Raw genomic sequence first — 24519 nt, 5'->3', positions numbered from 1 at the left:
TACAAAGTTAATATGCGCGCCCTATGCAAAAGGTAAAATTACCCCTGACTCTTGATCCGGTTCGTACGGCTCAAAAACGCCTCGATTATGAAGGTATCTATACTTCCGATCAGGCTGAGCGTATTGCCGAATCCGTAGTCAGTGTGGACAGTGATGTAGAATGCTCCATGTCGTTCGCTATCGACAACCAGCGTCTCGCCGTTTTAACCGGTGATGCGAAGGTAACGGTAACGCTCGAGTGTCAGCGTTGCGGGAAACCGTTTGTACAGCATGTTCACACAACGTATTGTTTCAGTCCGGTCCGTTCTGACGAACAGGCTGAAGCACTCCCGGAAGCGTATGAGCCGATTGAGGTTAACGAATTCGGTGAAATCGATCTTCTGGCTCTGGTTGAAGATGAAATCATCCTCACCTTGCCAGTAGTTCCGGTGCATGATTCTGAACACTGTGAAGTGTCCGAGGCGGACATGGTCTTTGGGGAACTGCCTGATGAAGCGCAAAAACCAAACCCATTTGCCGTATTAGCCAGCTTAAAGCGTAAGTAATTGAGGAGTAAGGTCCATGGCCGTACAACAGAATAAACCAACCCGTTCCAAACGTGGCATGCGTCGTTCCCATGACGCGCTGACCGCAGTTACCAGCCTGTCTGTAGACAAGACTTCTGGTGAGAAACACCTGCGTCACCACATCACCGCTGACGGTTTCTACCGCGGCCGCAAGGTTATCACTAAGTAATCACGCGCAAGCGTGATTAGGCTTAGTGAGGATTTCCCCGTGTAAACGGGGAATTTACCGAACCAGGCTGCGACGATACCTTGACACGTCTAACCCTGGCGTTAGATGTCATGGGGGGAGATTTTGGCCCTTCCGTGACAGTGCCTGCAGCATTGCAGGCACTGAATTCTAATTCGCAACTCACACTTCTTTTAGTCGGCAATCCCGACGCAATCACGCCATTACTCGCAAAAGCTGACTTTGAACAACGTTCGCGTCTGCAGATTATTCCTGCGCAGTCAGTTATTGCCAGTGATGCCCGACCCTCGCAGGCTATTCGCAATAGTCGTGGCAGCTCTATGCGGATAGCGCTGGAGTTGGTGAAAGAAGGGCGAGCCCAGGCTTGCGTTAGCGCGGGGAATACCGGCGCGCTGATGGGGCTGTCGAAATTACTGCTCAAACCTATTGAAGGTATTGAGCGCCCGGCGCTGGTGACGGTATTACCGCATCAGCAGAAGGGCAAGACGGTGGTGCTCGATTTAGGCGCTAACGTCGACTGTGATAGTACTATGCTGGCACAGTTTGCCGTAATGGGATCGGTGCTGGCAGAAGAAGTTGTCGGGATCAACACTCCCCGTGTTGCGTTACTGAACATTGGTGAAGAAGAGACCAAAGGCCTGGACAGCATTCGCGAAGCGGCTGAATTGCTCAAACAGGTTCCCTCCATCAACTATATTGGTTATCTCGAAGCCAATGAGTTGTTGACGGGGAAAACGGATGTTCTGGTGTGCGATGGCTTCACCGGAAACGTCACGTTGAAGACCATGGAAGGGGTTGTGCGCATGTTTCTTTCTCTGCTGAAATCTCAGGGAGAAGGCAAAAAAAGCGCCTGGTGGCTCATTTTATTGAAGCGTTGGCTACAAAAGAGCCTGACGCGGCGATTCAGTCACCTCAACCCCGACCAGTATAATGGCGCCTGTCTGTTAGGATTGCGCGGCATCGTGATTAAGAGTCATGGCGCCGCCAATCAGCGAGCATTTGCTGTCGCGATTGAACAGGCAGTGCAGGCGGTGCAGCGACAAGTCCCTCAGCGGATTGCCGCTCGCCTGGAATCTGTATTAGCTAAAAGTGACTGAGCGTACATGTATACGAAGATTTTAGGTACCGGCAGCTACCTGCCAAAACAAGTGCGTACCAACGCCGATCTGGAAAAAATGGTAGATACGTCTGACGAGTGGATTGTCACGCGCACAGGTATCCGTGAACGTCGTATTGCCGCGCCAGACGAAACCGTGTCGACCATGGGTTACGAAGCCGCACAGCGTGCTATCGAAATGGCGGGCATTGATAAAGAACAGATTGGTTTGATCGTGGTCGCCACGACGTCTGCCACGCATGCATTCCCAAGTGCAGCGTGCCAGGTGCAAAACATGCTCGGCATTAAAGGCTGTCCGGCGTTTGACGTCGCTGCAGCGTGCGCAGGCTTCACCTATGCGCTGAGCGTTGCCGATCAGTACGTGAAATCCGGTGCCGTTAAATATGCGCTGGTGATCGGTGCTGACGTGCTGGCGCGCACCTGCGATCCAACCGATCGCGGAACGATCATTATTTTTGGTGATGGCGCAGGCGCGGTGCTGCTGGGGCAGTCCGAAGAGCCGGGTATCATCTCTACGCATCTGCATGCTGACGGCAGCTACGGCGAGCTGCTGACTCTGCCTAACGCCGATCGCGTTAATCCGGACAACTCGATTTACCTGACCATGGCAGGGAACGAGGTATTCAAGGTGGCGGTGACTGAGCTGGCACACATCGTTGATGAAACGCTGGAAGCGAATAACCTTGAGCGCTCCGCGCTCGACTGGCTGGTGCCGCATCAGGCGAACCTGCGCATCATCAGCGCGACCGCGAAAAAGCTGGGCATGTCGATGGATAACGTTGTTGTGACCCTGGATCGTCACGGCAACACTTCTGCGGCGTCGGTACCGTGCGCATTTGATGAAGCGGTACGCGATGGACGAATCAAACGGGGCCAGCTGGTCTTGCTTGAAGCCTTCGGTGGCGGGTTCACCTGGGGTTCCGCGCTGGTTCGTTTCTAGGATAAGGAATAAAAAATGACGCAATTTGCTTTTGTGTTCCCGGGCCAGGGCTCTCAAACCGTTGGGATGTTGTCTGAAATGGCAGCAAACTATCCGGTCATTGAAGAGACTTTCCGTGAAGCTTCTGATGCACTGGGTTATGATTTATGGGCACTGACCCAGCAGGGGCCGGCCGAAGAGCTGAACAAAACCTGGCAGACCCAGCCAGCGCTGCTGACCGCATCTGTTGCGCTGTGGCGCGTCTGGCAGCAGCAGGGCGGTAAAGCGCCAGCGCTGCTCGCCGGCCATAGCCTGGGTGAATACTCTGCGCTGGTGTGCGCCGGCGTGATCGCGTTTGCTGACGCGGTACGTCTGGTGGAACTGCGTGGTAAATTCATGCAGGAAGCGGTGCCGGAAGGCACGGGCGGCATGTCTGCCATTATCGGTCTGGATGATGCTGCAATTGCGAAAGCGTGTGAAGAATCTGCTGAAGGCCAGGTTGTCTCGCCAGTGAACTTCAACTCGCCGGGTCAGGTGGTTATCGCAGGCCATAAAGAAGCGGTTGAGCGTGCCGGTGCGGCCTGTAAAGCAGCGGGCGCTAAGCGTGCGCTGCCGCTGCCTGTCAGCGTGCCGTCTCACTGCGCGCTGATGAAGCCTGCTGCCGAGAAGCTGGCGGTTGAGCTGGAAAAAATTACCTTTAACGCACCGACGATTTCCGTTGTGAACAACGTCGATGTGAAATGCGAAACCGCGCCGGAAGCTATCCGTGACGCGCTGGTTCGCCAGCTCTATAGCCCGGTACAGTGGACCAAAACCGTTGAGTTTATGGCCGCACAGGGCGTTGAGCATCTGTATGAAGTCGGCCCAGGTAAAGTCCTCACCGGTCTGACAAAACGTATTGTTGACACCCTGACAGCCTCGGCGATTAACGAGCCGGAAGCGATGTCAGCGGCACTCTCGCAATAAAAGAGGAATACCATGAGTTTTGAAGGAAAAATCGCCCTGGTCACTGGCGCAAGCCGCGGTATCGGGCGTGCAATTGCTGAAACACTGGTTGCGCGCGGCGCGAAGGTGATTGGTACAGCAACCAGCGAGAATGGCGCTCAGGCCATCAGCGAGTATCTGGGTGCAAACGGTAAAGGTCTGGTACTGAATGTGACTGAACCTGCATCTATCGAATCTGTTCTGGAAAATATTCGCGCAGAGTTTGGCGAAGTGGATATTCTGGTAAACAATGCCGGGATCACTCGCGATAACCTGTTAATGCGAATGAAAGACGACGAGTGGAACGATATCATCGAAACCAACCTGTCATCTGTATTCCGTCTGTCAAAAGCGGTAATGCGCGCTATGATGAAAAAGCGTCATGGTCGTATTATCACTGTCGGTTCTGTGGTAGGTACCATGGGAAATGCTGGTCAGGCTAACTACGCTGCGGCGAAAGCAGGTCTGATTGGTTTCAGTAAGTCGCTGGCGCGTGAAGTTGCGTCCCGCGGTATTACGGTAAACGTTGTTGCTCCGGGCTTTATTGAAACGGACATGACGCGTGCGCTGACTGATGAGCAGCGTGCGGGTACGCTGGCGGCAGTTCCGGCGGGTCGTCTTGGCGACCCTAAAGAAATCGCCAGTGCGGTTGCATTTTTAGCCTCTGACGAAGCGGGTTACATCACTGGTGAGACCCTCCACGTCAACGGCGGGATGTATATGGTTTAACCACGATAAAAAAATTTGCGTTATTTGGGTAAAAGGCCTCAAAATAACGTAAAATCGTGGTAAGAACTGCCGGGATTTAGTTGCAAATTTTTCAACATTTTATACACTACGAAAACCATCGCGAAAGCGAGTTTTGATAGGAAATTTAAGAGTATGAGCACTATCGAAGAACGCGTTAAGAAAATTATCGGCGAACAGCTGGGCGTTAAGCAGGAAGAAGTTGTGAACTCCGCTTCCTTCGTTGAAGACCTGGGCGCAGATTCTCTTGACACCGTTGAGCTGGTAATGGCTCTGGAAGAAGAGTTTGATACTGAGATTCCGGACGAAGAAGCTGAGAAGATCACCACCGTTCAGGCTGCCATTGATTACATCAACGGTCACCAGGCGTAAGTGAACATCTCCAGGCGGTCATTCGACCGCCTGAGTTTTATCTTTTTTAGTCCCACGAATCTCTTTTTTTATCCCTCCCTGGAGGACAAACGTGTCTAAGCGTCGTGTAGTTGTGACCGGACTTGGCATGTTGTCTCCTGTCGGCAATACCGTAGAGTCCACCTGGAAAGCTCTCCTTGCCGGTCAGAGCGGCATCAGCCTAATCGACCATTTCGATACTAGCGCCTATGCAACGAAATTTGCTGGCTTAGTAAAGGATTTTAACTGTGAAGAGATCATCTCGCGCAAAGAACAGCGCAAGATGGATGCCTTCATTCAATATGGAATTGTCGCTGGCGTTCAGGCCATGCAGGATTCTGGCCTTGAGATTACGGAAGAGAACGCAACCCGTATCGGCGCCGCTATCGGCTCCGGCATTGGCGGTCTTGGCCTGATCGAGGAAAATCATACATCTCTGATGAATGGCGGCCCGCGTAAGATCAGCCCGTTCTTCGTTCCGTCCACGATTGTTAATATGGTGGCAGGTCACCTGACCATCATGTTCGGCCTGCGTGGGCCAAGCATTTCTATCGCGACCGCCTGTACGTCTGGCGTACATAACATCGGCCAGGCCGCGCGCATTATTGCGTACGGCGATGCAGATGCTATGGTTGCCGGCGGTGCTGAAAAAGCCAGTACCCCGCTGGGTGTTGGCGGTTTCGGCGCAGCCCGTGCGCTGTCTACCCGTAATGATAACCCGCAGGCGGCAAGCCGTCCGTGGGATAAAGACCGTGACGGCTTCGTGCTGGGCGACGGGGCGGGCATGATCGTACTGGAAGAGTACGAACACGCGAAAAAACGCGGTGCGAAAATTTATGCTGAAGTCGTTGGCTTTGGTATGAGCAGCGATGCGTACCACATGACGTCTCCTCCGGAGAACGGTGCAGGTGCTGCGCTGGCGATGGAAAACGCAATCCGTGATGCGGGTATTACCCCGGCTCAGATTGGCTATGTTAACGCGCACGGCACGTCTACTCCTGCAGGCGATAAAGCTGAAGCTCAGGCGGTTAAGTCTATCTTCGGCGAGTCTGCCAGCCGCGTACTGGTGAGCTCCACGAAGTCCATGACCGGTCACCTGCTGGGCGCGGCGGGTGCAGTAGAGTCTATCTACTCTATCCTTGCGCTGCGCGATCAGGCTGTTCCGCCAACCATCAACCTGGATAACCCGGATGAAGGTTGCGATCTGGACTTCGTTCCTCACGAAGCGCGTCAGGTTAGCGGTATGGAGTACACCCTGTGTAACTCCTTCGGCTTCGGCGGCACCAACGGTTCTCTGATCTTCAAAAAGATCTGATCCTGACGTCCCGATAGCTTTTAAAAAGGTCCGCTTGCCGGGCCTTTTTTATTAAGGCTAATCTTCTTGTCGGCTGCATGACATCCTGCCAGACTAAACGCCCACGCATAAGGAGCCACCATGTTTTTAATCAATGGCCTTGAGCAGGACACGCTGCCTGCCAGCGACAGGGCGATACAGTTCGGTGATGGTTGCTTTACGACGGCGCGAATTCTGGATGGCGATGTCTGCCTGCTGGAGGCGCATATTCGACGCCTGCAGCATGGCTGTGAAAAGCTAATGATCCCTTTTACGCACTGGGACATGCTGCGCCAGGAAATGTGCCAGCTGGCTACGGGGAAGGACAGCGGCGTACTCAAAGTCATCATTAGCCGCGGCAGTGGTGGCCGGGGTTATAGCGCTGCATCGTATCTCAACCCAACGCGTATCCTCTCCGTTTCTGCTTATCCCGCGCATTATTCTCGCTGGCAAGAAGACGGCGTCACGCTGACGCTGAGCCCGGTGCGACTGGGACGAAACCCGATGCTGGCCGGGCTTAAGCATCTCAATCGCCTGGAGCAGGTGCTCATTCGTACTCATCTTGAACAGACGGACGCCGATGAGGCGCTGGTTCTTGACAGCGAAGGGTTCATTACGGAATGCTGTGCGGCTAATTTATTCTGGCGGCAGGGGGGAGAGGTGTTCACTCCGTCGCTGGAACACGCTGGCGTAAATGGGTTAATGCGTCAGTTTTGTCTGGAACAGCTGGCACGCTCTGACTTTCGCGTTGTCGAAGTTAGTGCAGGAGAAGCCGCGCTAAAGGCCGCAGATGAAGTCATCATCTGCAATGCGCTGATGCCTGTTGTGCCCGTCCGTGCGTATGGTCAACAACACTGGTCTTCGCGCGAACTGTTTCAGTTTTTAGCCCCGATATGTGAGCAAATCAGATAGTCATGAAAAAAATGTTGCGCTTTGTCCTTATCCTCATCGTCGCGCTGGGCATCGCTGGCGGAGCAGGCGTATGGAAAGTTCGCCAGCTGGCTGATAGTAAGATCCTGGTTAAAGACGAAACGATCTTTACCCTGAAAGCGGGAACCGGCCGTCAGGCGCTTGGGGAACAGCTCTATGGCGACAAGATTATTAATCGTCCACGGGTATTCCAGTGGCTATTGCGCGTGGAGCCTGAGCTGTCACATTTCAAAGCCGGCACCTATCGCTTTACGCCAGGAATGACCGTCAGGGAGATGCTGCAGCTGCTGGAAAGCGGCAAAGAAGCCCAGTTCCCTCTGCGGTTTGTGGAAGGGATGCGCCTGAGTGATTACCTCAAACAGCTGCGTGACGCGCCGTATATCAAACATACGTTAAAAGACGATAGCTATCAGACGGTGGCAGAAGCGCTGAAGCTTGAACATCCGGAATGGGTGGAAGGCTGGTTCTGGCCAGACACCTGGATGTACACGGCAGGCACGACCGATGTGGCCATCCTTAAGCGGGCGCACAAAAAAATGGTCGCCGCAGTGGATGCCGCCTGGCAGGGGCGAATGGAAGGATTGCCTTACAGCGATCAGAACCAGTTCGTAACCATGGCCTCGATCATTGAGAAAGAGACCGCCGTTGCCGCCGAGCGCGATCGGGTGGCGTCGGTGTTTATCAACCGCCTGCGTATCGGCATGCGTCTGCAAACCGATCCTACCGTTATCTACGGCATGGGCGAGAGCTACGCCGGCAAGATCTCACGAAAAGATCTGGAGACGCCAACGGCGTATAATACCTACGTGATTAGCGGTTTACCGCCAGGCCCGATTGCCACGCCGAGCGAGGCGTCGCTAAAAGCAGCCGCGCATCCGGCTAAAACACCGTATCTCTATTTTGTGGCTGATGGAAAAGGGGGGCACACCTTTAACACCAACCTTGCCAGCCACAACCGCTCTGTTCAGGACTATCTGAAGGCACTTAAGGAAAAAAATGCGCAGTAAATACATTGTCATTGAGGGACTTGAAGGGGCGGGTAAAACCACTGCCCGCAACGTGGTAGTGGATACGCTCAAATCACTTGGCGTGGCGGACATGGTGTTTACCCGTGAGCCGGGCGGCACGCAGCTGGCTGAAAAGCTGCGCTGCCTGGTGCTGGATATTAAATCCGTCGGCGACGAAGTTATCACTGACAAAGCCGAAGTGCTGATGTTCTACGCGGCGCGCGTGCAGCTGGTTGAGACGGTGATCAAACCCGCCCTGGCCGAGGGTAAGTGGGTGATCGGTGACCGTCACGATCTGTCGACTCAGGCGTATCAGGGCGGCGGACGCGGCATCGACCAGACCATGCTGGCAACGCTGCGTAATGCCGTACTGGGAGATTTTCGCCCCGACCTGACGCTCTATCTGGATGTAACCCCGGAAGTGGGCCTCAAGCGTGCCCGCGCGCGCGGCGAGCTGGACCGCATAGAACAAGAGTCGTTTGATTTCTTTAACCGCACCCGTGCGCGCTATCTTGAACTGGCCGCACAGGACAGCTCAATTTGTACCATCGATGCGACGCAATCCCTGGACGACGTCACGCGTGACATTCAGCAAACCGTGACGCAGTGGGTGCAGGAGCAGCAGGCATGAAATGGTATCCATGGTTGCGCCCGCACTTTGAACAGCTGATCGGCAGCTATCAGGCGGGGCGGGGGCATCATGCGTTACTGATTCAGGCATTGCCGGGAATGGGCGATGACGCGTTGATTTATGCCATCACCCGTTTTCTGATGTGCCAGCAGCCGGAAGGGCATAAGAGCTGCGGCAAATGCCGCGGCTGCCAGCTGATGCAGGCGGGTACACATCCTGACTACTACACCCTTGAGCCTGAGAAGGGTAAAAGCGCGCTGGGTATCGATGCCGTGCGGGAAGTCAGTGAAAAATTGTATGAACACGCGCGGCTGGGCGGCGCTAAAGTGGTCTGGCTTAAAGACGCCACGCAGCTGACCGAGGCGGCCGCTAATGCCCTGCTGAAAACCCTGGAAGAGCCACCGGTGAAAACGTGGTTTTTCCTCTCGTGCCGCGATCCGGGACGATTACTGGCGACGCTGCGTAGCCGCTGTCGTCTTCATCACCTTGCGGTTCCTCAGGAATCGTGGGCGCTGAGCTGGCTGGAACGAGAGGTGACAACGTCACCTGAGAGCGCGCTGTCCGCCTTGCGCCTGAGCAGCGGCGCGCCTGCGGCGGCGCTGGCATTACTGCAGCCTGACGTCTGGTCAGAGCGAGAAACGCTCTGCCGTGCCATCGAAACGGCACTGAATAACCACGACTGGCTAAGTTTACTGCCTGCGCTTAACAGCGAGCGGGCCGTTGATCGGCTGCACTGGCTGGCCTCCTTGCTGCTGGATGCGCTCAAAATCCAGCAAGGGGCAACGCTTCTAACCAACCCGGATGCGTGGGCGCTGGTGAATACGCTGGCGAACCGCCTCTCAGGGACGGTTCTTCACGCTATGCTTCATGAAATTTGCCAAAGCCGTGAACAGCTTTTAACCGTGACGGGGCTTAATCGCGAGCTTTTACTGACCGACCAGTTACTGCGTATCGAACATTACCTGCAACCCGGCGTCACACCGCCTGTTTCCCATCTCTGAGAGAGACATTATGTTTTTAGTCGACTCACACTGCCATCTTGATGGCCTGGATTATCAATCCCTGCATAAAAACGTGGATGACGTGCTGGCAAAAGCCGCTGCCCGCGATGTGAAATTTTGCCTTGCGGTGGCGACGACGCTGCCGGGCTATCGCTCCATGCGTGAGCTGGTGGGCGTTCGCGATAACGTGGTGTTCTCCTGCGGCGTGCACCCGTTGAATCAGGACGAGGCCTACGACGTTGAGGATCTTCGCCGCCTGGCAGCAGAAGAGGGCGTGGTGGCGATGGGCGAAACCGGGCTGGACTATTTTTACACTCCGGAAACCAAATCTCGCCAGCAGGAGTCCTTCCGCAACCATATTCGCATTGGCCGTGAACTGAATAAGCCGGTTATCGTCCACACTCGCGATGCACGTGCGGATACGCTGGCGATCCTCCGGGAAGAAAACGTGACGGATTGCGGTGGCGTACTACACTGTTTCACAGAAGACAGAGAAACGGCGGGTAAACTGCTTGATTTGGGGTTTTATATCTCGTTTTCGGGGATCGTGACGTTCCGTAACGCTGAGCAGCTGCGTGATGCTGCACGTTATGTTCCGCTCGATCGCATTCTGGTGGAGACAGATTCTCCGTACCTGGCACCGGTACCGCATCGCGGTAAAGAGAACCAGCCCGCAATGACCAGAGATGTGGCTGAGTACATGGCCGTTCTGAAGGGCGTCAGCATCGATGAGCTGGCCCGCGTGACGACGGAAAACTTCTCCGCGCTGTTCCATATTGACCCCGCCCGCCTGCAATCTGTCTGATACACCTGTTTTTTTTAGGCTCGTAATTAATAAGTAAAGCGAGTAAAGTTCACCGCCTCATTTGGGGCGGTGAGGGTGTTTTTAGACACATCCGGACATGCTTTTTGTAAATAACTGAAAGTTTTTCGACCGCCTTAAGCTGAAACGTGATAGCCGTCAAACAAACTCAGAGGGAATTATTTTACTCTGTGTAATAAATAAAGGGCGCTTAGATGTCCTGTCCACGGCACGGTACTCCCCCCGGGCCAATGCGTGAAAGCGTAAAAAAAGCACAAATACTCAGGAGCACTCTCAATTATGTTTAAGAATGCATTTGCTAACCTGCAAAAGGTCGGTAAATCGCTGATGCTGCCAGTATCCGTACTGCCTATCGCAGGTATCCTGCTGGGTGTCGGTTCTGCTAACTTCAGCTGGCTGCCAGCCGTAGTGTCCCACGTGATGGCCGAAGCAGGCGGTTCTGTCTTTGCTAACATGCCACTGATCTTCGCGATCGGTGTGGCTCTGGGCTTCACCAATAACGACGGCGTTTCTGCGCTGGCTGCAGTGGTTGCCTACGGCATCATGGTGAAAACCATGGCTGTTGTTGCGCCGCTGGTTCTGCATTTACCGGCAGAAGAGATCGCCGCGAAACACCTGGCAGACACCGGTGTTCTGGGCGGTATCATCTCCGGTGCGATTGCAGCGTATATGTTTAACCGCTTCTATCGCATCAAGCTGCCTGAGTATCTGGGCTTCTTTGCGGGCAAGCGTTTCGTTCCGATCATTTCTGGTCTGGCAGCGATTTTCACTGGCGTGATCCTGTCCTTCATCTGGCCACCAATTGGCTCTGCTATCCAGACCTTCTCTCAGTGGGCTGCTTACCAGAACCCGGTCGTGGCGTTTGGTATCTACGGCTTCATCGAGCGTTGCCTGGTGCCATTCGGTCTGCACCACATCTGGAACGTTCCTTTCCAGATGCAGATTGGTGAATTCACCAACGCAGCAGGCCAGGTATTCCACGGCGATATCCCACGTTACATGGCGGGCGACCCAACTGCAGGTAAACTGTCTGGTGGCTTCCTGTTCAAAATGTACGGTCTGCCAGCAGCGGCGATTGCTATCTGGCACTCTGCTAAGCCAGAGAACCGTGCAAAAGTGGGCGGTATCATGATCTCCGCAGCGCTGACCTCGTTCCTGACCGGTATCACCGAGCCGATCGAGTTCTCCTTCATGTTCGTTGCGCCGATCTTGTACGTTATCCACGCGATTCTGGCGGGCCTGGCGTTCCCAATCTGTATCCTGCTGGGTATGCGTGACGGTACGTCCTTCTCTCACGGCCTGATCGACTTCATCGTTCTGTCCGGTAACAGCAGCAAACTGTGGCTGTTCCCAATCGTGGGTGCGTGCTATGCCGTTGTTTACTACACCATCTTCCGCGTGCTGATTAAAGCACTGGACCTGAAAACTCCGGGTCGTGAAGATGCGACAGAAGACAGCAAAGCTGGCGCTACCAGCGAAATGGCTCCGGCACTGGTCGCAGCGTTCGGCGGTAAAGAGAACATCACTAACCTGGACGCGTGCATCACTCGTCTGCGTGTGAGCGTTGCCGACGTAGCGAAAGTAGACCAGCCGGGTCTGAAAAAACTGGGCGCAGCGGGCGTAGTTGTTGCAGGTTCTGGTGTTCAGGCAATCTTCGGTACCAAATCCGATAACCTGAAAACCGAAATGGATGAGTACATCCGCAGCAACTAAGTTGTGACCTGGGGAGACTAAGGCAGCCGAATGGCTGCCTTTTTTATTTGTGTCTTAAAAAACGCCACTGAGGCACAAGAGCGGTCACTCTTCAGTCAGCTGATGAACATTCAGGAAAGAAATCGAGGGAGGAGGTTGAAAGGACAAGAGAAACTCGCTCATACTCTTGCATTGTGTCACACACCGATCCCGGGAGTGTGTTTACAGCGGACGCATTGCGCCAGATTAAACAAAAAAGGAAAAGGTCATGGCTGAAGAAACGATTTTCAGTAAAATTATCCGCCGCGAAATTCCGTCGGATATCGTCTATCAGGATGAACTGGTGACGGCTTTCCGGGACATTTCCCCTCAGGCCCCGACGCACATCCTTATTATTCCCAATATTCTGATTCCGACTGTAAACGACGTAAAAACCGAGCATGAAGTGGCGTTAGGTCGTATGCTGACGGTGGCCGCGAAAATCGCTGAACAGGAAGGCATTGCACAAGACGGTTATCGTCTGATCATGAACTGCAACCGTCACGGTGGCCAGGAAGTTTATCATATTCACATGCATCTGCTGGGTGGACGTCCTCTGGGACCGATGCTGGCACATAAAGGTCTTTGACATGCTTAAAGGGCGTATTGCAGCGCTGATAATGACGATGATGATTGTTGGGTGTAGCTCACGCCCGGCGATCCCCGTGAATGATGAACAGACGCTGGTCATGGAATCCTCCGTGCTTGCCGCGGGCATCACTGCGCAACAGCCCGCGTTGACTATCAGTGAAATCAACTCATCTGCCTCCTCTACGCTCTTTAATGAAAGACATGAACCTGTGACGGTCCACTACCGTTTTTTCTGGTATGACGTAAGAGGTCTTGAAATGCATCCGCTGGAGGCGCCTCGCAGCGTCACGATTCCGGCCAGGTCGTCGGTAACGCTCTATGGCAGCGCCAACTATCTGGGTGCACATAAGGTGAGACTTTATCTTTATCTCTGAGGGGTGAACCTTGATTAAAAATTTGAGCCGCTATGCGCTCGTGACAGCTTTCGCTCTGTTCCTGGCAGGGTGTGTGACCCGAACTGAACAGCCAGCGCCTGTGGAAGAGGCGAAACCGGGCACTGAACAGCCGACGCCGCCAACGCAGCAGCAGCCAACCGTGCCGTCTGTGCCGTCTATTCCGTCACAGCCAGGCCCGATTGAACATCCGGACCAGACGTCGCAACCCACGCCGCGCGTGCGTCATTACGACTGGAACGGCGCAATGCAGCCCATGGTCGGCAAAATGCTGCAGGCACAGGGCGTGACGGCAGGTAGCGTGTTGCTGGTCGATAGCGTGAACAACCGTACCAACGGTTCGCTGAATGCGGGTGAAGCGACGGAAACTCTGCGCAATGCCCTGGCAAACAACGGTAAGTTTACGCTGGTCTCAGCTCAACAGCTCGCGGTAGCCAAACAGCAGCTGGGCCTTTCGCCGCAGGATAGCCTCGGTACCCGCAGCAAGGCGATCGGTATTGCCCGTAACGTTGGCGCACAGTATGTGCTTTACTCTAACGCCACCGGTAACGTGAATACTCCAGCCCTGCAGATGCAGCTGATGCTGGTTCAGACAGGCGAAATTATCTGGTCAGGTAAAGGTGCGGTTACGCAACAATGACAGCACGCGTGAAGAGATTCTGACGCGCTATTTTCCTCAGTACCGCCTTATCGCGCCGCAGGCCCATTCCGGGCTTGGCGGCGCGAGTTGCATTATAGCGCAGGGCGAACAACGTCTGGTCTTGCGGCAAAACCATGACCCCGATGCGCCTGCCTCCCATTTCCGTCGTCAGTTTCGCGCCCTGAGGCGTCTACCGTCAGATCTCGTGCCTGCCCCTCGTTTTTTCAGACAGGGCTGGATGGCCGTCGACTATCTGGAAGGTGATGTTAAAAGCGCGCTGCCGGACACGCCTGTGCTCGCGGCGATGCTGTATCATCTGCACCGGCAGCCACATCTGGGATGGCGAATCACGTTATACCCGCTGCTGGAACGCTACTGGCTGCAGGCCGCGCCTGACAGACGCACTCCAGTGTGGCTGGCGCATCTCAAGCGGCTGCATAAAACGGGCGAGCCGCAGCCGATTCGGCTCTCGCCGCTGCACATGGATGTTCATGCCGGAAATATTGTGCATACGTCAGCGGGCATCAGGCTCATCGACTGGGAATATGCCGGAGATGGCGATGTCGCGCTGGAGCTGGCGGCCGTCTGGACGGAGAGTGAAGCCGCGCGGCAGATGCTCATCATGGATTACGCCCAGGTGGCACACATTAACGCCGACGCGCTGAAGCGTCAGGTCAAACGCTGGCGGCCCTGGGTCGTCATGTTAATGGCTGGCTGGTTTGAAATCCGCTATCGGCAGTCCAGAGACAAACAATTTATTGCGCTGGCAGACGATGCCTGGCGTCAGTTACAAACTAAAGGATAAGAGAGGTGGATGTGGGTCCAGTCATGTTGGATGTAGAAGGGTTTGAGCTGGATGCGGAGGAGCGTGAAATTCTGGCGCATCCGCTGGTGGGGGGGCTTATCCTGTTTACCCGCAACTATCACGATCCGGCGCAGCTGCGTGAGCTGGTGCGTCAGATCCGCGCCGCGTCGCGCAACCATCTGGTTGTGGCCGTCGATCAGGAAGGCGGACGCGTGCAGCGTTTTCGCGAAGGGTTTACCCGCCTGCCGGCAGCCCAGTCTTTTGCCGCGTTGCTCGGCACGGAAGAGGGCGGGAAACTGGCGCAGGAGGCCGGCTGGCTGATGGCCAGTGAAATGATTGCCATGGATATCGACATCAGTTTTGCCCCGGTTCTGGACGTGGGGCATATCAGCGCCGCCATTGGCGAGCGCTCGTACCATGACGATCCGCGCATTGCGCTGGCCATGGCGACCCGGTTCATCGACGGCATGCACGATGCCGGGATGAAAACCACCGGGAAGCACTTCCCGGGCCATGGGGCGGTTACGGCGGACTCGCATAAAGAGACCCCGCGCGATCCGCGCCCGGAAGCGGAAATTCGCGCCAAAGATATGTCGGTGTTCAGGTCGCTTATCACCGACAACAAGCTTGATTCCATCATGCCTGCGCACGTGATTTATAGCGACGTTGACCCGCGTCCTGCCAGCGGCTCTCCGCACTGGCTGAAAACCGTTTTGCGTCAGGAGCTGGGCTTCAATGGCGTGATCTTCTCTGATGATTTATCGATGGAAGGGGCGGCGATCATGGGCAGCTACGCTGAGCGCGGTCAGGCGTCGCTGGATGCAGGTTGCGATATGATCCTGGTCTGCAATAATCGTAAAGGTGCCGTTAGCGTGCTGGATAACCTGTCGCCGATCAATGCTGAGCGTGTTACACAATTGTATCATAAAGGTTCATTTAGCCGTCAGGAGCTGATGGACTCGGCGCGCTGGAAGACGGTCAACGCCCGGCTTGAAGACCTGAATGAGCGCTGGCAGGCACATAAAGCCAGCCTGTAAACCCTCCCGGAAGGCGTAGCGTGGTGAGAAGACGATGATCATCTATTTACACGGTTTTGACTCAAACAGCCCTGGTAATCATGAGAAGGTGCTGCAGCTGCAGTTTATCGATCCGGATGTACGGTTGATCAGCTACAGCACGCGCCATCCGAAGCACGATATGCAGCATCTGCTCAAAGAGGTGGACAAGATGTTGCAGCTCAACGTCGACGATCGCCCGTTGATCTGCGGCGTGGGGCTGGGCGGCTACTGGGCGGAGCGCATTGGCTTCCTGTGCGACATCCGTCAGGTGGTATTCAATCCTAACCTGTTCCCGAACGAGAACATGGAAGGCAAAATTGACCGCCCGGAAGAGTATGTCGATATTGCGACCAAGTGCGTGAGCAATTTTCGTGAGAAAAACCGTGACCGCTGTCTGGTGATCCTGTCGCGTAACGATGAGGCGCTCAACAGCCACCGGGCGGCAGAGCTGCTGCATCATTATTACGAAATTGTCTGGGACGAAGAACAGACCCACAAGTTCAAAAACATCTCCCCGCACCTGCAGCGTATCAAAGCATTTAAAACGCTGGGTTAATTTCTTACCTGCAGGCGTCGAAGCCCGGCCGTGAAAGCGTGCCGGGCTTTCTTTTTGACCAGAATTGTCTACTTTTAAGCCATCAAAACTTGATGCATATCAATTTTGGTATGACCAATGCGCCTGACGTGGTATTCTCAATGCACCTGAATGGTTTCAGTGCTGTAACCTGTTGTTAATTAAGGGTTATTTTTATAACTTTTAATTAACAATTGGTTAATAATTTGAGGGGGTCACGTTGACTACGCCATTGAAAAAGATAGTGATTGTAGGCGGTGGTGCTGGCGGGCTGGAGCTGGCGACACAGTTGGGTAAGAAGCTGGGTCGCGGTAAAAAAGCCAAAATCACGCTCGTGGATCGTAACCACAGCCACCTGTGGAAACCGCTGCTGCACGAAGTGGCGACCGGCTCTCTGGATGAGGGCGTGGACGCGCTCAGCTATCTGGCGCACGCGCGCAACCACCATTTCCAGTTCCAGCTGGGCTCGGTGGTTGACATCAACCGTGAAAGCAAAACCATCACTCTGGCAGAACTGCGTGATGAAAAAGGTGAGCTGCTGGTTCCTGAGCGCAAACTGGCGTATGACACGCTGGTCATGGCGCTCGGCAGTACCTCCAACGACTTCAACACGCCGGGCGTGAAAGAGCACTGTATCTTCCTCGATAACCCGCACCAGGCGCGTCGTTTCCATCAGGAAATGCTGAACCTGTTCCTGAAGTACACCAGCAATATGGGTGCGAACGGTAAGGTAAATATCGCCATTGTCGGCGGCGGTGCGACGGGCGTTGAGCTGTCTGCGGAGCTGCACAATGCGGTGAAGCAGCTGCACAGCTACGGTTACAAAGGATTAACGAATGAAGCGCTGAACGTCACGCTGGTCGAAGCCGGTGAACGCATTCTGCCCGCGCTGCCTCCGCGTATTTCCGGTGCGGCGCACAATGAACTCACCAAGCTGGGCGTGCGGGTGCTGACGCAGACCCTGGTGACCAGCGCCGACGAAGGCGGCCTGCACACCAAAGACGGCGAGTATATCAAAGCGGATCTGATGGTCTGGGCGGCCGGCATCAAAGCGCCTGACTTTATGAAAGATATCGGCGGCCTGGAAACCAACCGCATTAACCAGCTGGTAACCGAGCCAACGCTGCAAACCACGCGTGACCCTGAAATCTTTGCTATCGGTGACTGCGCCTCCTGCGCGCGTCCTGAAGGTGGATTTGTGCCGCCGCGCGCGCAGGCCGCTCACCAGATGGCAAGCCTGGTCCTGCACAACATTCTGGCGCAGTACAAAGGCAAGCCAATGAAGGCCTATGTCTACAAAGACCATGGTTCTCTGGTGTCTCTGTCAAACTTCTCTACCGTCGGCAGCCTGATGGGTAACCTGATGCGCGGCTCGATGATGGTAGAAGGGCGCATTGCCCGCTTCGTGTATATCTCCCTGTATCGTATGCACCAGATTGCGCTGCACGGCTATTTCAAAACCGGGCTGATGATGCTGGTCGGCAGAATCAACCGCGTGATCCGTCCGCGTCTGAAGCTGCACTAATCTTTCACTCCCTCCGGGCTCTCCGGAGGGAGTTTTTAGCATTTCATGCTGTAGATCACAGATCGAGTGCTTAAGAGTTCTCCTAAATACAATATATCTCCTCTGAACGTCCTTTTTTGATCCTTTATCTGATTGGCGAAGCCGTGCCTCCATTGCAAAATTGTTACCAATAGCAACAAAGGAGGAAGTCCCGTGAATAAATCAATGTTGGCGGGTATAGGGATTGGCGTCGCGGCTGCGTTAGGTGTGGCTGCCGTTGCCAGTCTCAACGTATTAGATCGCGGCCCGCAGTATGCGCAGGTGGTTTCTGCTACACCGATTAAAGAAACGGTAAAAACGCCTCGTCAGGAGTGCCGTAACGTCTCCGTGACGCATCGTCGTCCGGTGCAGGATGAAAACCGCATTGCCGGTTCTGTTCTGGGCGCGGTAGCGGGTGGCGTGATTGGTCACCAGTTCGGCGGCGGCCGGGGTAAAGATGTGGCGACCGTGGTCGGCGCGCTGGGTGGCGGCTATGCCGGTAACCAGGTGCAGGGCGCGATGCAGGATAACGATACCTACACCACGACTCAGCAGCGCTGCAAAACCGTCTATGACAAGTCGGAAAAAATGCTGGGCTATGACGTGACGTACAAAATTGGCGATCAGCAGGGCAAAATCCGCATGGATAAAGACCCGGGCACGCAAATTCCACTGGATGGAAATGGCCAGCTGGTTCTGAATAACAAAGTGTAAAAAAGATGTTCTCTGAATTTAGCTCCTCATGCGCTCAGGCTGAGGAGCTTTTTTTTGCTTCAGATTTTCAGTAGCTCAGGCCACAGCCGCAGCGTGGTTTCGCTTATATTCTGCAGTTTTTCCAGCGTAGCCCCTTCACGGGCGCTGATCGACATCCCCTGCAAAATACAGCTCAGGTATTGCGCCAGCAGCTGTGGGTTGCACTGGGCAGGGATTTCACCGCGCTGCTGGCGCTGAGCCAGAAATGCGCTAAGCGTCTCCTCCTGCATGGCATGCCGCGATTTCACCGTATTGGCAATCTCTTTAGAGGACGCCGCCAGGGTGGCAGAGGTATTAATCATAAAGCAGCCCGCAGGCGTCTCTTTACTGGTGAAGCAGGTCGCGACGGCGGTGAAATAATCCCGAAGCGCCTGTTCGACGCTTTTCTCTTCACAAAACAGCTGGGCTTCGTGTTTCGCCGCAAAGCGCGAAATGTATCTGTCCAGCACCGCCCTGAACAGCCCCTCTTTATTGGTAAATTCGGCATACAGCGTCGGCGCTTTTGCTCCGGTAGCTTCTACCAGATCGGAAAGCGAGGTTGCTTCATACCCATGTTGCCAGAAGAGAGTCATGGCCTTATCAAGCGCTGCATCCCTGTCAAACACTTTTGGTCGGCCACGGCTTTTCTTCGCACAACTCGTGACGTCGGTTGTCATGTGCCGTTGGTCCTCTGTTGGTTTGTTGAATGACCATTATAAAAATAAACGCAAGTCACCACCAGCGCTGAATGCTTAAAAATAAATTAATCATATGAGTATGAAAAATAACGACTTTAAAATTAAGTTAATGGTCATTATAAAATTGTGTTGACGCGTGATGTGGATCACATTTATGATTTACCTATCGATCGTTAACTAAATGATTAACGACCTCCAAATTCATCTGCTAAAGGTAAACATCATGAAAAACGTAAAAACCCTCATCGCTGCCGCTGTTCTGAGTTCACTCTCTTTCGCAAGCTTTGCTGCTGTACAGGTACAGTCGACCCCGGTCGATCAGCATAAAGTCGGGACCATTTCTGCGTCTGCCGGTACTAACCTGGGTTCCCTGGAAGATCAGCTGGCACAAAAAGCGCAAGAGATGGGCGCAAAATCTTACCGCATCACCTCTGTGACCGGTCCTAACACCCTGCACGGCACCGCCGTCATCTACAAATAAGCCGGGCATAAACCCTCATTTATGCCACTGCAATAGAAAACGCCCTGCTGAGCAGGGCGTTTTTTTATTTCTGATTTACATCGACTGCTGGGCAACATCGTGATGCCGGGTGACATCGGTCGGCATGCCTGAGCGGGCCTCCATTGCGCGCTCCATCACCTCGCTGTTGGTATTCGCATTCGTTTTGAAGCTTACCATCGCGGCATTCAGGTTAATGGGCAGCGTCTGCGGATCGTCGCCAATGTTTTTCGATAGCGGCTGATGAATTTCAACCAGCCGCACGCCGCCCGGCTCCTCAGAAACCTTAATCGGCGTATTGATAATATTCACTTTGGTACCCGGCGTAACGACGTTAAACAGCGTTTTGATATCGTCATCGCGCAGACGAATGCAGCCGGAGCTGACGCGCATGCCGATGCCAAAGTCCGCGTTCGTTCCGTGCAGCAGGTAAACGCCGCCGTAGGCCGCCAGACGGATTGCGTGGTGACCCATCGGGTTATCCGGGCCTGCTGGCACCACGGCCGGAAGATCGATGCCCTGAGCTTTATAACGGGCACGAATATTGGCCGTCGGGGTCCAGGTTGGATTCGCGCGTTTATCCGAGACGGTGGTGACCATCGTCGGCGTCAGGGTGTCGCCGCCCAGCTGACCAATACCAATCGGGTAGACGGTCACCTCATTTTTACCCGGCGGATAATAGTACAGGCGTAGCTCCGCCAGGTTTATCACGATCCCCTCGCGCGGGGCGTCCGGAAGGATAGTCTGTAACGGGATTGTCAATACGCTGCCCGCGCGCGGGACGTACGGGTCGACGCCGGGGTTCGCCTGCAGCAGAGCCAGAAAACCGACGTTATATTTTTTGGCAATGGCTTCCAGCGAACCGCCATTATTTTCAACCACATGAAAGCGGTTTTCACCCACCACCTTGCTGCCGGGCGGAGGAAGGGGCCAGGTATTTGCGCGAGCGGGAAGCGCCACCGCGACGGTGGCTGCCAGCGCAATCAGGGTTAACCAGCGAGTAAAACGCGAAGAGGTCATCATCACCGTAATCCATGCAAATGATAAGGTTATTGTTTTATAAGGCGTTAACGATAATTATGGCGAATGGGTGTGTCGGGAAGATCGGGTGAAGTGCAAAGAGTTTGTAAATTGTCCCCCGTTAGCGCTGGGCTAACGGGGGAAGGGAGGTCAGGCGATCGCGTTCTCTTCCAGCTGGCGCATAAAGTTACGCACCCAGTCCATGCGGGTTTTGCGCTCCGTCAGCTCCTGGGTAAATTTCAGACGCGTTGGGCCATCCAGACGGAAATGCTGCGGCTGTTTTTGCAGCAGGCCGATGAGCCACATCGGGTTGACGTGATTCTTCTCGGCGAACTCAATCACGCCGCCTTTTTCGTTGCCTTCAAGTTTGCGAATGCCCAGCTTCTGCGCCTGCTGGCGCAGGCGAGCGATATCCAGCAGATTTCGCGCCGCATCGGGCAGCAGGCCAAAGCGGTCGATCAGCTCAACCTTAATCTCTTCCAGCTCGTTTTCCGTCTTCGCGCTGGCGATGCGCTTGTAGAACGACAGTCGGGTATTCACGTCCGGAATGAAATCGTCCGGCAGCAGGGAAGGCATACGCAGCTCGACCTCGGTCTGCTGGCTGGTGAGATCTTCCAGCGACGGCTCGCGACCGGCCTTCAGGGCATCAACCGCGTTCTCAAGCAGCTCCATATAGAGCGAGAAGCCGATGGTCTCCATGGAGCCGCTCTGGTCCTCACCCAGCAGCTCGCCGGCGCCGCGGATCTCGAGATCGTGCGTGGCCAGCGCGAAGCCTGCGCCGAGGTCTTCCAGCGAGGCGATGGCTTCCAGACGCTTCTGCGCGTCGGTGGTCATCGCTTTCGGGTGCGGCGTCAGCAGCCAGGCGTAGGCCTGATGGTGCGAACGCCCGACGCGGCCGCGCAGCTGGTGAAGCTGCGCCAGGCCAAAGTGATCCGCGCGTTCAATAATGATGGTGTTCGCCGTCGGAATGTCGATCCCCGTTTCGATGATGGTGGTGCACACCAGCACGTTAAAGCGCTGATGGTGGAAGTCGTTCATCACCCGTTCCAGCTCGCGCTCGCGCATCTGCCCGTGACCGATAGCAATACGTGCTTCCGGCACCAGCTCCGCCAGCCTGTCCGCCGCTTTCTGGATGTTTTCCACGTCGTTGTACAGGTAATAGACCTGACCCCCGCGCAGCACTTCACGCAGTATTGCCTCACGCACAACCAGATTATCGTACTCACGGACGAAGGTTTTCACCGCCAGACGGCGCGCCGGCGGCGTGGCAATAATTGACAGATCGCGCATGCCGCTCATCGCCATGTTCAGGGTTCGCGGGATCGGCGTTGCGGTCAGGGTCAGGATATCGACGTCGGCGCGCATCGCTTTGATGCGTTCCTTATGGCGCACCCCGAAGCGGTGCTCTTCGTCGACGATCAGCAGCCCCAGATCTTTCCACTTCACGTCGCTTTGCAGCAGCTTATGGGTGCCGATCAGAATATCGATTTTGCCTTCGCTTGCCTGTTCGAGGATCTGCGTCTGTTCTTTGGTGCTGCGAAAACGCGACAGCATCTCGATGCGTACCGGCCAGTTGGCGAAGCGGTCGCGGAAGTTGTCGAAGTGCTGCTGAGCGAGCAGGGTGGTCGGCACCAGCACTGCCACCTGCTTGTTGTTTTCCACCGCAAGGAAGGCTGCGCGCATCGCCACTTCGGTTTTGCCGAAGCCGACGTCGCCGCAAACTAAGCGGTCCATTGCCAGCGGCTGGCACATGTCGCTCAGCACGGCGTTGATAGCCTGAGCCTGATCCGGCGTGGTTTCAAACGGGAAGCTGTCGCAGAACAGCTGATACTGTTCCTTATCATGCTTAAAGGCGAAGCCCTCTTTGGCCGCGCGCTGGGCGTAGATATCCAGCAGCTCGGCGGCCACGTCGCGCACTTTTTCCGCGGCCTTCTGGCGCGCGCGCGCCCAGGCATCGCCGCCCAGCTTGTGCAGCGGCGCGTTCTCTTCGGCACCGCCCGCGTAGCGGCTGATCAGATGCAGGGACGACACCGGGACATACAGTTTTGCGTCGTTCGCGTAGGTCAGCATCAGGTATTCACCTTTAATGCCGCCCGCTTCCAGCGTGGTCATCCCCTGATAGCGCCCAACGCCATGCTCCAGGTGCACAATCGGCTGGCCCGGATGCAGCTCGGCCAGGTTACGGATCAGCGTGTCCGGGTTGATGGTTCGACGGCTGTCCTGACGGCGGCGCGCGACGCGCTCGCCCAGCAGGTCGCTTTCGCAAATCAGCGCCAGGTTGTTGAGCGTGTCGATAAAACCGTGCTCGGCGGCGCCAATCATCAGGTAACGGCCGTTTCCGGTCGCTTCGCTCAGGCGCAGGATGCGCTTCGGCGCCACCTTAATGCGTCCCAGCAGCTCACCCAAAGCTTCGCGGCGGCCTTCACTCTCAACGGAGAACACCACCGGGCCGGTAAACGACTCCAGGAACTTGCGCAGATTATCCAGCGGGGATTTCTGCTGCGCCTGGACGGCCAGGTCCGGCAGCGTCCGGAAGGCGAGGTTGGTGTTGGCAGCCTTGTCGGCAAGCGAATCGGTTTTCAGCTGCATGCGCGGCCAGCGCTTCAGCTCGGCGTTGAGCTCGTCGGTACGCAGCCACAGCGCTTCCGGCGGCAGCAGCGGACGCATCGGGTCAACGCCCCGGTTTTCAAAGCGGGCGCGGGTTTCGCTTTCAAAGCGGCTGGCGCTGGCGTCGATATCGCCGGTGTTAACAATCAGCGTATTCGCCGGGAAGTAGCTGAACAGGGCAGGCAGCGGCTCGTTAAAGAATAGCGGCTGCCAGTATTCGATCCCGGCAGGCAGCGTGCCTTTGCTGACCTGCTGATAAATATGTTCCGCGTCGCGCTTCACCTCGAATCTATCGCGCCACTGGCTGCGGAACAGTTCGATAGCGGTTTTGTCCGTGGGGAACTCATGCGCGGGCAGTAAATTGATGGATTCCACTTCCTCCAGCGTGCGCTGCGTGTCGGCGTCAAAGACGCGCAGGCTGTCGATTTCATCATCAAAGAAGTCCAGACGATACGGCTGGTCGCTGCCCATCGGGTAAAGGTCGAGCAGCGCGCCGCGGGTCGCATATTCCCCGTGTTCCATGACCTGATCGACGTGGCGATAGCCGGCCCCGTCAAGCTGCGCCCGCAGGGCATCACGGGACAGGCGCTGGCCTTTTTTCATCACCAGCGCGTGGCCGTGCAGGTAGCTGTGCGGACAGACGCGCTGCATCAGGGTGTTCACCGGTACAATCAGCACGCCGCGCTGCATGGTCGGAAGCTGGTAGAGCGTCGACAGGCGCGAGGAGATGATCTCCTGGTGCGGAGAGAAGCTGTCATAGGGCAGCGTTTCCCAGTCGGCCAGGCTGAACACCAGATTATCGGTGAACTGGCGAATTTCATCGTGCAGGCGAAGGGCGTTTTGCATATCCGGGGCAACCAGGATCACCGGCCCTTGATGACGCTCGGCGATTTCCGCCACCAGCGTGGCGCACGCCGCGCCCGTGAGTTCACCCAGCTGGCGCTGGTCGCCCGCTTTGACAGGCAAGGAATAACGATAGTGTTCAGGCATGGCT

The 24519-nt window shown here is 55.5% G+C and carries 26 protein-coding genes; 23 read left to right on the top strand and 3 right to left on the bottom strand.

Going from position 1 to position 24519, the window contains the following annotated elements:
• Positions 1 to 23: 23 nt before the first annotated feature.
• The 22 genes from yceD to USH94_RS11285 all read left to right on the top strand — a co-directional run bounded on the left by yceD (position 24) and on the right by USH94_RS11285 (position 18683).
• Positions 24 to 545, top strand: a complete 522-nt coding sequence (gene yceD, locus USH94_RS11390) for a 23S rRNA accumulation protein YceD (protein ID WP_014883375.1) — start codon at positions 24 to 26, stop codon at positions 543 to 545.
• Positions 546 to 561: 16 nt separating this feature from the next.
• Positions 562 to 735 carry a 50S ribosomal protein L32 gene (rpmF, locus tag USH94_RS11385; RefSeq protein ID WP_003857964.1) on the top strand — a complete coding sequence of 58 codons (174 nt, stop codon included), beginning with the start codon at positions 562 to 564 and terminating at the stop codon, positions 733 to 735.
• An 80-nt stretch (positions 736 to 815) separates the two neighbouring features.
• Entirely contained in the window at positions 816 to 1850 is a 1035-nt protein-coding gene (gene plsX / locus USH94_RS11380; RefSeq protein WP_060568787.1) for a phosphate acyltransferase PlsX, read from the top strand.
• A 6-nt stretch (positions 1851 to 1856) separates the two neighbouring features.
• Positions 1857 to 2810: a beta-ketoacyl-ACP synthase III gene (locus USH94_RS11375; RefSeq protein ID WP_008500797.1), complete on the top strand. Its 954-nt coding sequence runs from the start codon at positions 1857 to 1859 to the stop codon at positions 2808 to 2810.
• A gap of 15 nt (positions 2811 to 2825) precedes the next feature.
• Positions 2826 to 3755, top strand: coding sequence for an ACP S-malonyltransferase (fabD, locus tag USH94_RS11370; protein ID WP_111965541.1), 930 nt, complete (start codon positions 2826 to 2828; stop codon positions 3753 to 3755).
• Positions 3756 to 3767: 12 nt separating this feature from the next.
• Positions 3768 to 4502, top strand: a complete 735-nt coding sequence (fabG, locus tag USH94_RS11365) for a 3-oxoacyl-ACP reductase FabG (RefSeq protein WP_008500795.1) — start codon at positions 3768 to 3770, stop codon at positions 4500 to 4502.
• A gap of 153 nt (positions 4503 to 4655) precedes the next feature.
• Positions 4656 to 4892 carry an acyl carrier protein gene (gene acpP, locus USH94_RS11360; protein ID WP_003857954.1) on the top strand — a complete coding sequence of 79 codons (237 nt, stop codon included), beginning with the start codon at positions 4656 to 4658 and terminating at the stop codon, positions 4890 to 4892.
• A 91-nt stretch (positions 4893 to 4983) separates the two neighbouring features.
• Positions 4984 to 6225, top strand: a complete 1242-nt coding sequence (gene fabF / locus USH94_RS11355; protein ID WP_032639670.1) for a beta-ketoacyl-ACP synthase II — start codon at positions 4984 to 4986, stop codon at positions 6223 to 6225.
• Between the two features lie 120 nt (positions 6226 to 6345).
• Positions 6346 to 7155 carry an aminodeoxychorismate lyase gene (pabC, locus tag USH94_RS11350; protein ID WP_111965542.1) on the top strand — a complete coding sequence of 270 codons (810 nt, stop codon included), beginning with the start codon at positions 6346 to 6348 and terminating at the stop codon, positions 7153 to 7155.
• 2 nt (positions 7156 to 7157) lie between these two features.
• Entirely contained in the window at positions 7158 to 8180 is a 1023-nt protein-coding gene (gene yceG / locus USH94_RS11345) for a cell division protein YceG (protein WP_111965543.1), read from the top strand.
• Entirely contained in the window at positions 8170 to 8811 is a 642-nt protein-coding gene (gene tmk, locus USH94_RS11340) for a dTMP kinase (RefSeq protein ID WP_111965544.1), read from the top strand. The genes yceG and tmk overlap by 11 nt, the downstream gene beginning before the upstream one ends.
• On the top strand, positions 8808 to 9812 hold the full coding sequence (gene holB / locus USH94_RS11335) for a DNA polymerase III subunit delta' (protein WP_111965545.1): 1005 nt from the start codon (positions 8808 to 8810) through the stop codon (positions 9810 to 9812). The genes tmk and holB overlap by 4 nt, the downstream gene beginning before the upstream one ends.
• A 10-nt stretch (positions 9813 to 9822) precedes the next feature.
• On the top strand, positions 9823 to 10617 hold the full coding sequence (locus tag USH94_RS11330; protein ID WP_111965546.1) for a metal-dependent hydrolase: 795 nt from the start codon (positions 9823 to 9825) through the stop codon (positions 10615 to 10617).
• 297 nt (positions 10618 to 10914) lie between these two features.
• Complete coding sequence (ptsG, locus tag USH94_RS11325; RefSeq protein ID WP_023311158.1) at positions 10915 to 12348, top strand: PTS glucose transporter subunit IIBC; 1434 nt, start codon at positions 10915 to 10917, stop codon at positions 12346 to 12348.
• A 247-nt stretch (positions 12349 to 12595) separates the two neighbouring features.
• The gene (hinT, locus tag USH94_RS11320) at positions 12596 to 12955 is read left to right on the top strand and encodes a purine nucleoside phosphoramidase (protein WP_014069796.1); all 360 of its coding nucleotides are present in this window, start codon (positions 12596 to 12598) and stop codon (positions 12953 to 12955) included.
• A gap of 1 nt (position 12956) precedes the next feature.
• On the top strand, positions 12957 to 13331 hold the full coding sequence (locus USH94_RS11315) for a YcfL family protein (RefSeq protein WP_111965547.1): 375 nt from the start codon (positions 12957 to 12959) through the stop codon (positions 13329 to 13331).
• 10 nt (positions 13332 to 13341) lie between these two features.
• Positions 13342 to 13989 (top strand): penicillin-binding protein activator LpoB, encoded by a 648-nt coding sequence (gene lpoB, locus USH94_RS11310; protein ID WP_047650878.1) that lies wholly within the window; start codon positions 13342 to 13344, stop codon positions 13987 to 13989.
• The gene (thiK, locus tag USH94_RS11305; protein ID WP_111965548.1) at positions 13970 to 14794 is read left to right on the top strand and encodes a thiamine kinase; all 825 of its coding nucleotides are present in this window, start codon (positions 13970 to 13972) and stop codon (positions 14792 to 14794) included. Before lpoB ends, thiK begins: the two co-directional genes overlap by 20 nt.
• An 11-nt stretch (positions 14795 to 14805) precedes the next feature.
• A complete protein-coding gene (gene nagZ, locus USH94_RS11300) occupies positions 14806 to 15831 on the top strand; it encodes a beta-N-acetylhexosaminidase (protein ID WP_111965761.1) in 1026 nt (341 codons plus the stop codon).
• A gap of 34 nt (positions 15832 to 15865) precedes the next feature.
• Positions 15866 to 16408 (top strand): alpha/beta hydrolase YcfP, encoded by a 543-nt coding sequence (gene ycfP / locus USH94_RS11295; protein WP_008500781.1) that lies wholly within the window; start codon positions 15866 to 15868, stop codon positions 16406 to 16408.
• Positions 16409 to 16646: 238 nt separating this feature from the next.
• Positions 16647 to 17951, top strand: coding sequence for an NAD(P)/FAD-dependent oxidoreductase (locus USH94_RS11290; protein WP_111965549.1), 1305 nt, complete (start codon positions 16647 to 16649; stop codon positions 17949 to 17951).
• A gap of 192 nt (positions 17952 to 18143) precedes the next feature.
• Positions 18144 to 18683: a glycine zipper 2TM domain-containing protein gene (locus USH94_RS11285; protein WP_008500779.1), complete on the top strand. Its 540-nt coding sequence runs from the start codon at positions 18144 to 18146 to the stop codon at positions 18681 to 18683.
• Positions 18684 to 18742: 59 nt separating this feature from the next.
• Here USH94_RS11285 and USH94_RS11280 read toward each other — a convergent pair whose 3' ends face one another.
• Positions 18743 to 19378, bottom strand: a complete 636-nt coding sequence (locus USH94_RS11280; protein WP_024909039.1) for a TetR/AcrR family transcriptional regulator — start codon at positions 19376 to 19378, stop codon at positions 18743 to 18745.
• Between the two features lie 244 nt (positions 19379 to 19622).
• Here USH94_RS11280 and bhsA point away from each other — a divergent pair, with 244 nt between their 5' ends.
• Positions 19623 to 19880 (top strand): multiple stress resistance protein BhsA, encoded by a 258-nt coding sequence (bhsA, locus tag USH94_RS11275; protein ID WP_008500777.1) that lies wholly within the window; start codon positions 19623 to 19625, stop codon positions 19878 to 19880.
• A gap of 75 nt (positions 19881 to 19955) precedes the next feature.
• Here bhsA and ldtC read toward each other — a convergent pair whose 3' ends face one another.
• On the bottom strand, positions 19956 to 20921 hold the full coding sequence (ldtC, locus tag USH94_RS11270; RefSeq protein WP_111965550.1) for a L,D-transpeptidase LdtC: 966 nt from the start codon (positions 20919 to 20921) through the stop codon (positions 19956 to 19958).
• Positions 20922 to 21068: 147 nt separating this feature from the next.
• Positions 21069 to 24515, bottom strand: a complete 3447-nt coding sequence (gene mfd / locus USH94_RS11265) for a transcription-repair coupling factor (RefSeq protein WP_111965551.1) — start codon at positions 24513 to 24515, stop codon at positions 21069 to 21071.
• Positions 24516 to 24519: the final 4 nt, after the last annotated feature.

It is taken from the genome of Enterobacter sp. 148H3 (assembly GCF_034107425.1).
GTDB classification, from domain to species: Bacteria; Pseudomonadota; Gammaproteobacteria; order Enterobacterales; family Enterobacteriaceae; genus Enterobacter; species Enterobacter vonholyi.
The sequence above is the reverse complement of the archived record's forward strand: the minus strand, read 5'-3'. Positions and strand labels throughout refer to the sequence as shown.

Bases quoted from the DNA above. Each gene is read 5' to 3' on its own strand.
- yceD (WP_014883375.1), top strand. From the start codon at position 24: ATGCAAAAGGTAAAATTACCCCTGACTCTTGATCCGGTTCGTACGGCT.
- rpmF (WP_003857964.1), top strand. From the start codon at position 562: ATGGCCGTACAACAGAATAAACCAACCCGTTCCAAACGTGGCATGCGT.
- USH94_RS11375 (WP_008500797.1), top strand. From the start codon at position 1,857: ATGTATACGAAGATTTTAGGTACCGGCAGCTACCTGCCAAAACAAGTG.
- fabD (WP_111965541.1), top strand. From the start codon at position 2,826: ATGACGCAATTTGCTTTTGTGTTCCCGGGCCAGGGCTCTCAAACCGTT.
- fabG (WP_008500795.1), top strand. From the start codon at position 3,768: ATGAGTTTTGAAGGAAAAATCGCCCTGGTCACTGGCGCAAGCCGCGGT.
- acpP (WP_003857954.1), top strand. From the start codon at position 4,656: ATGAGCACTATCGAAGAACGCGTTAAGAAAATTATCGGCGAACAGCTG.
- pabC (WP_111965542.1), top strand. From the start codon at position 6,346: ATGTTTTTAATCAATGGCCTTGAGCAGGACACGCTGCCTGCCAGCGAC.
- yceG (WP_111965543.1), top strand. From the start codon at position 7,158: ATGAAAAAAATGTTGCGCTTTGTCCTTATCCTCATCGTCGCGCTGGGC.
- tmk (WP_111965544.1), top strand. From the start codon at position 8,170: ATGCGCAGTAAATACATTGTCATTGAGGGACTTGAAGGGGCGGGTAAA.
- holB (WP_111965545.1), top strand. From the start codon at position 8,808: ATGAAATGGTATCCATGGTTGCGCCCGCACTTTGAACAGCTGATCGGC.
- USH94_RS11330 (WP_111965546.1), top strand. From the start codon at position 9,823: ATGTTTTTAGTCGACTCACACTGCCATCTTGATGGCCTGGATTATCAA.
- ptsG (WP_023311158.1), top strand. From the start codon at position 10,915: ATGTTTAAGAATGCATTTGCTAACCTGCAAAAGGTCGGTAAATCGCTG.
- hinT (WP_014069796.1), top strand. From the start codon at position 12,596: ATGGCTGAAGAAACGATTTTCAGTAAAATTATCCGCCGCGAAATTCCG.
- USH94_RS11315 (WP_111965547.1), top strand. From the start codon at position 12,957: ATGCTTAAAGGGCGTATTGCAGCGCTGATAATGACGATGATGATTGTT.
- ycfP (WP_008500781.1), top strand. From the start codon at position 15,866: ATGATCATCTATTTACACGGTTTTGACTCAAACAGCCCTGGTAATCAT.
- USH94_RS11280 (WP_024909039.1), bottom strand. From the start codon at position 19,378: ATGACAACCGACGTCACGAGTTGTGCGAAGAAAAGCCGTGGCCGACCA.
- bhsA (WP_008500777.1), top strand. From the start codon at position 19,623: ATGAAAAACGTAAAAACCCTCATCGCTGCCGCTGTTCTGAGTTCACTC.
- ldtC (WP_111965550.1), bottom strand. From the start codon at position 20,921: ATGATGACCTCTTCGCGTTTTACTCGCTGGTTAACCCTGATTGCGCTG.
- mfd (WP_111965551.1), bottom strand. From the start codon at position 24,515: ATGCCTGAACACTATCGTTATTCCTTGCCTGTCAAAGCGGGCGACCAG.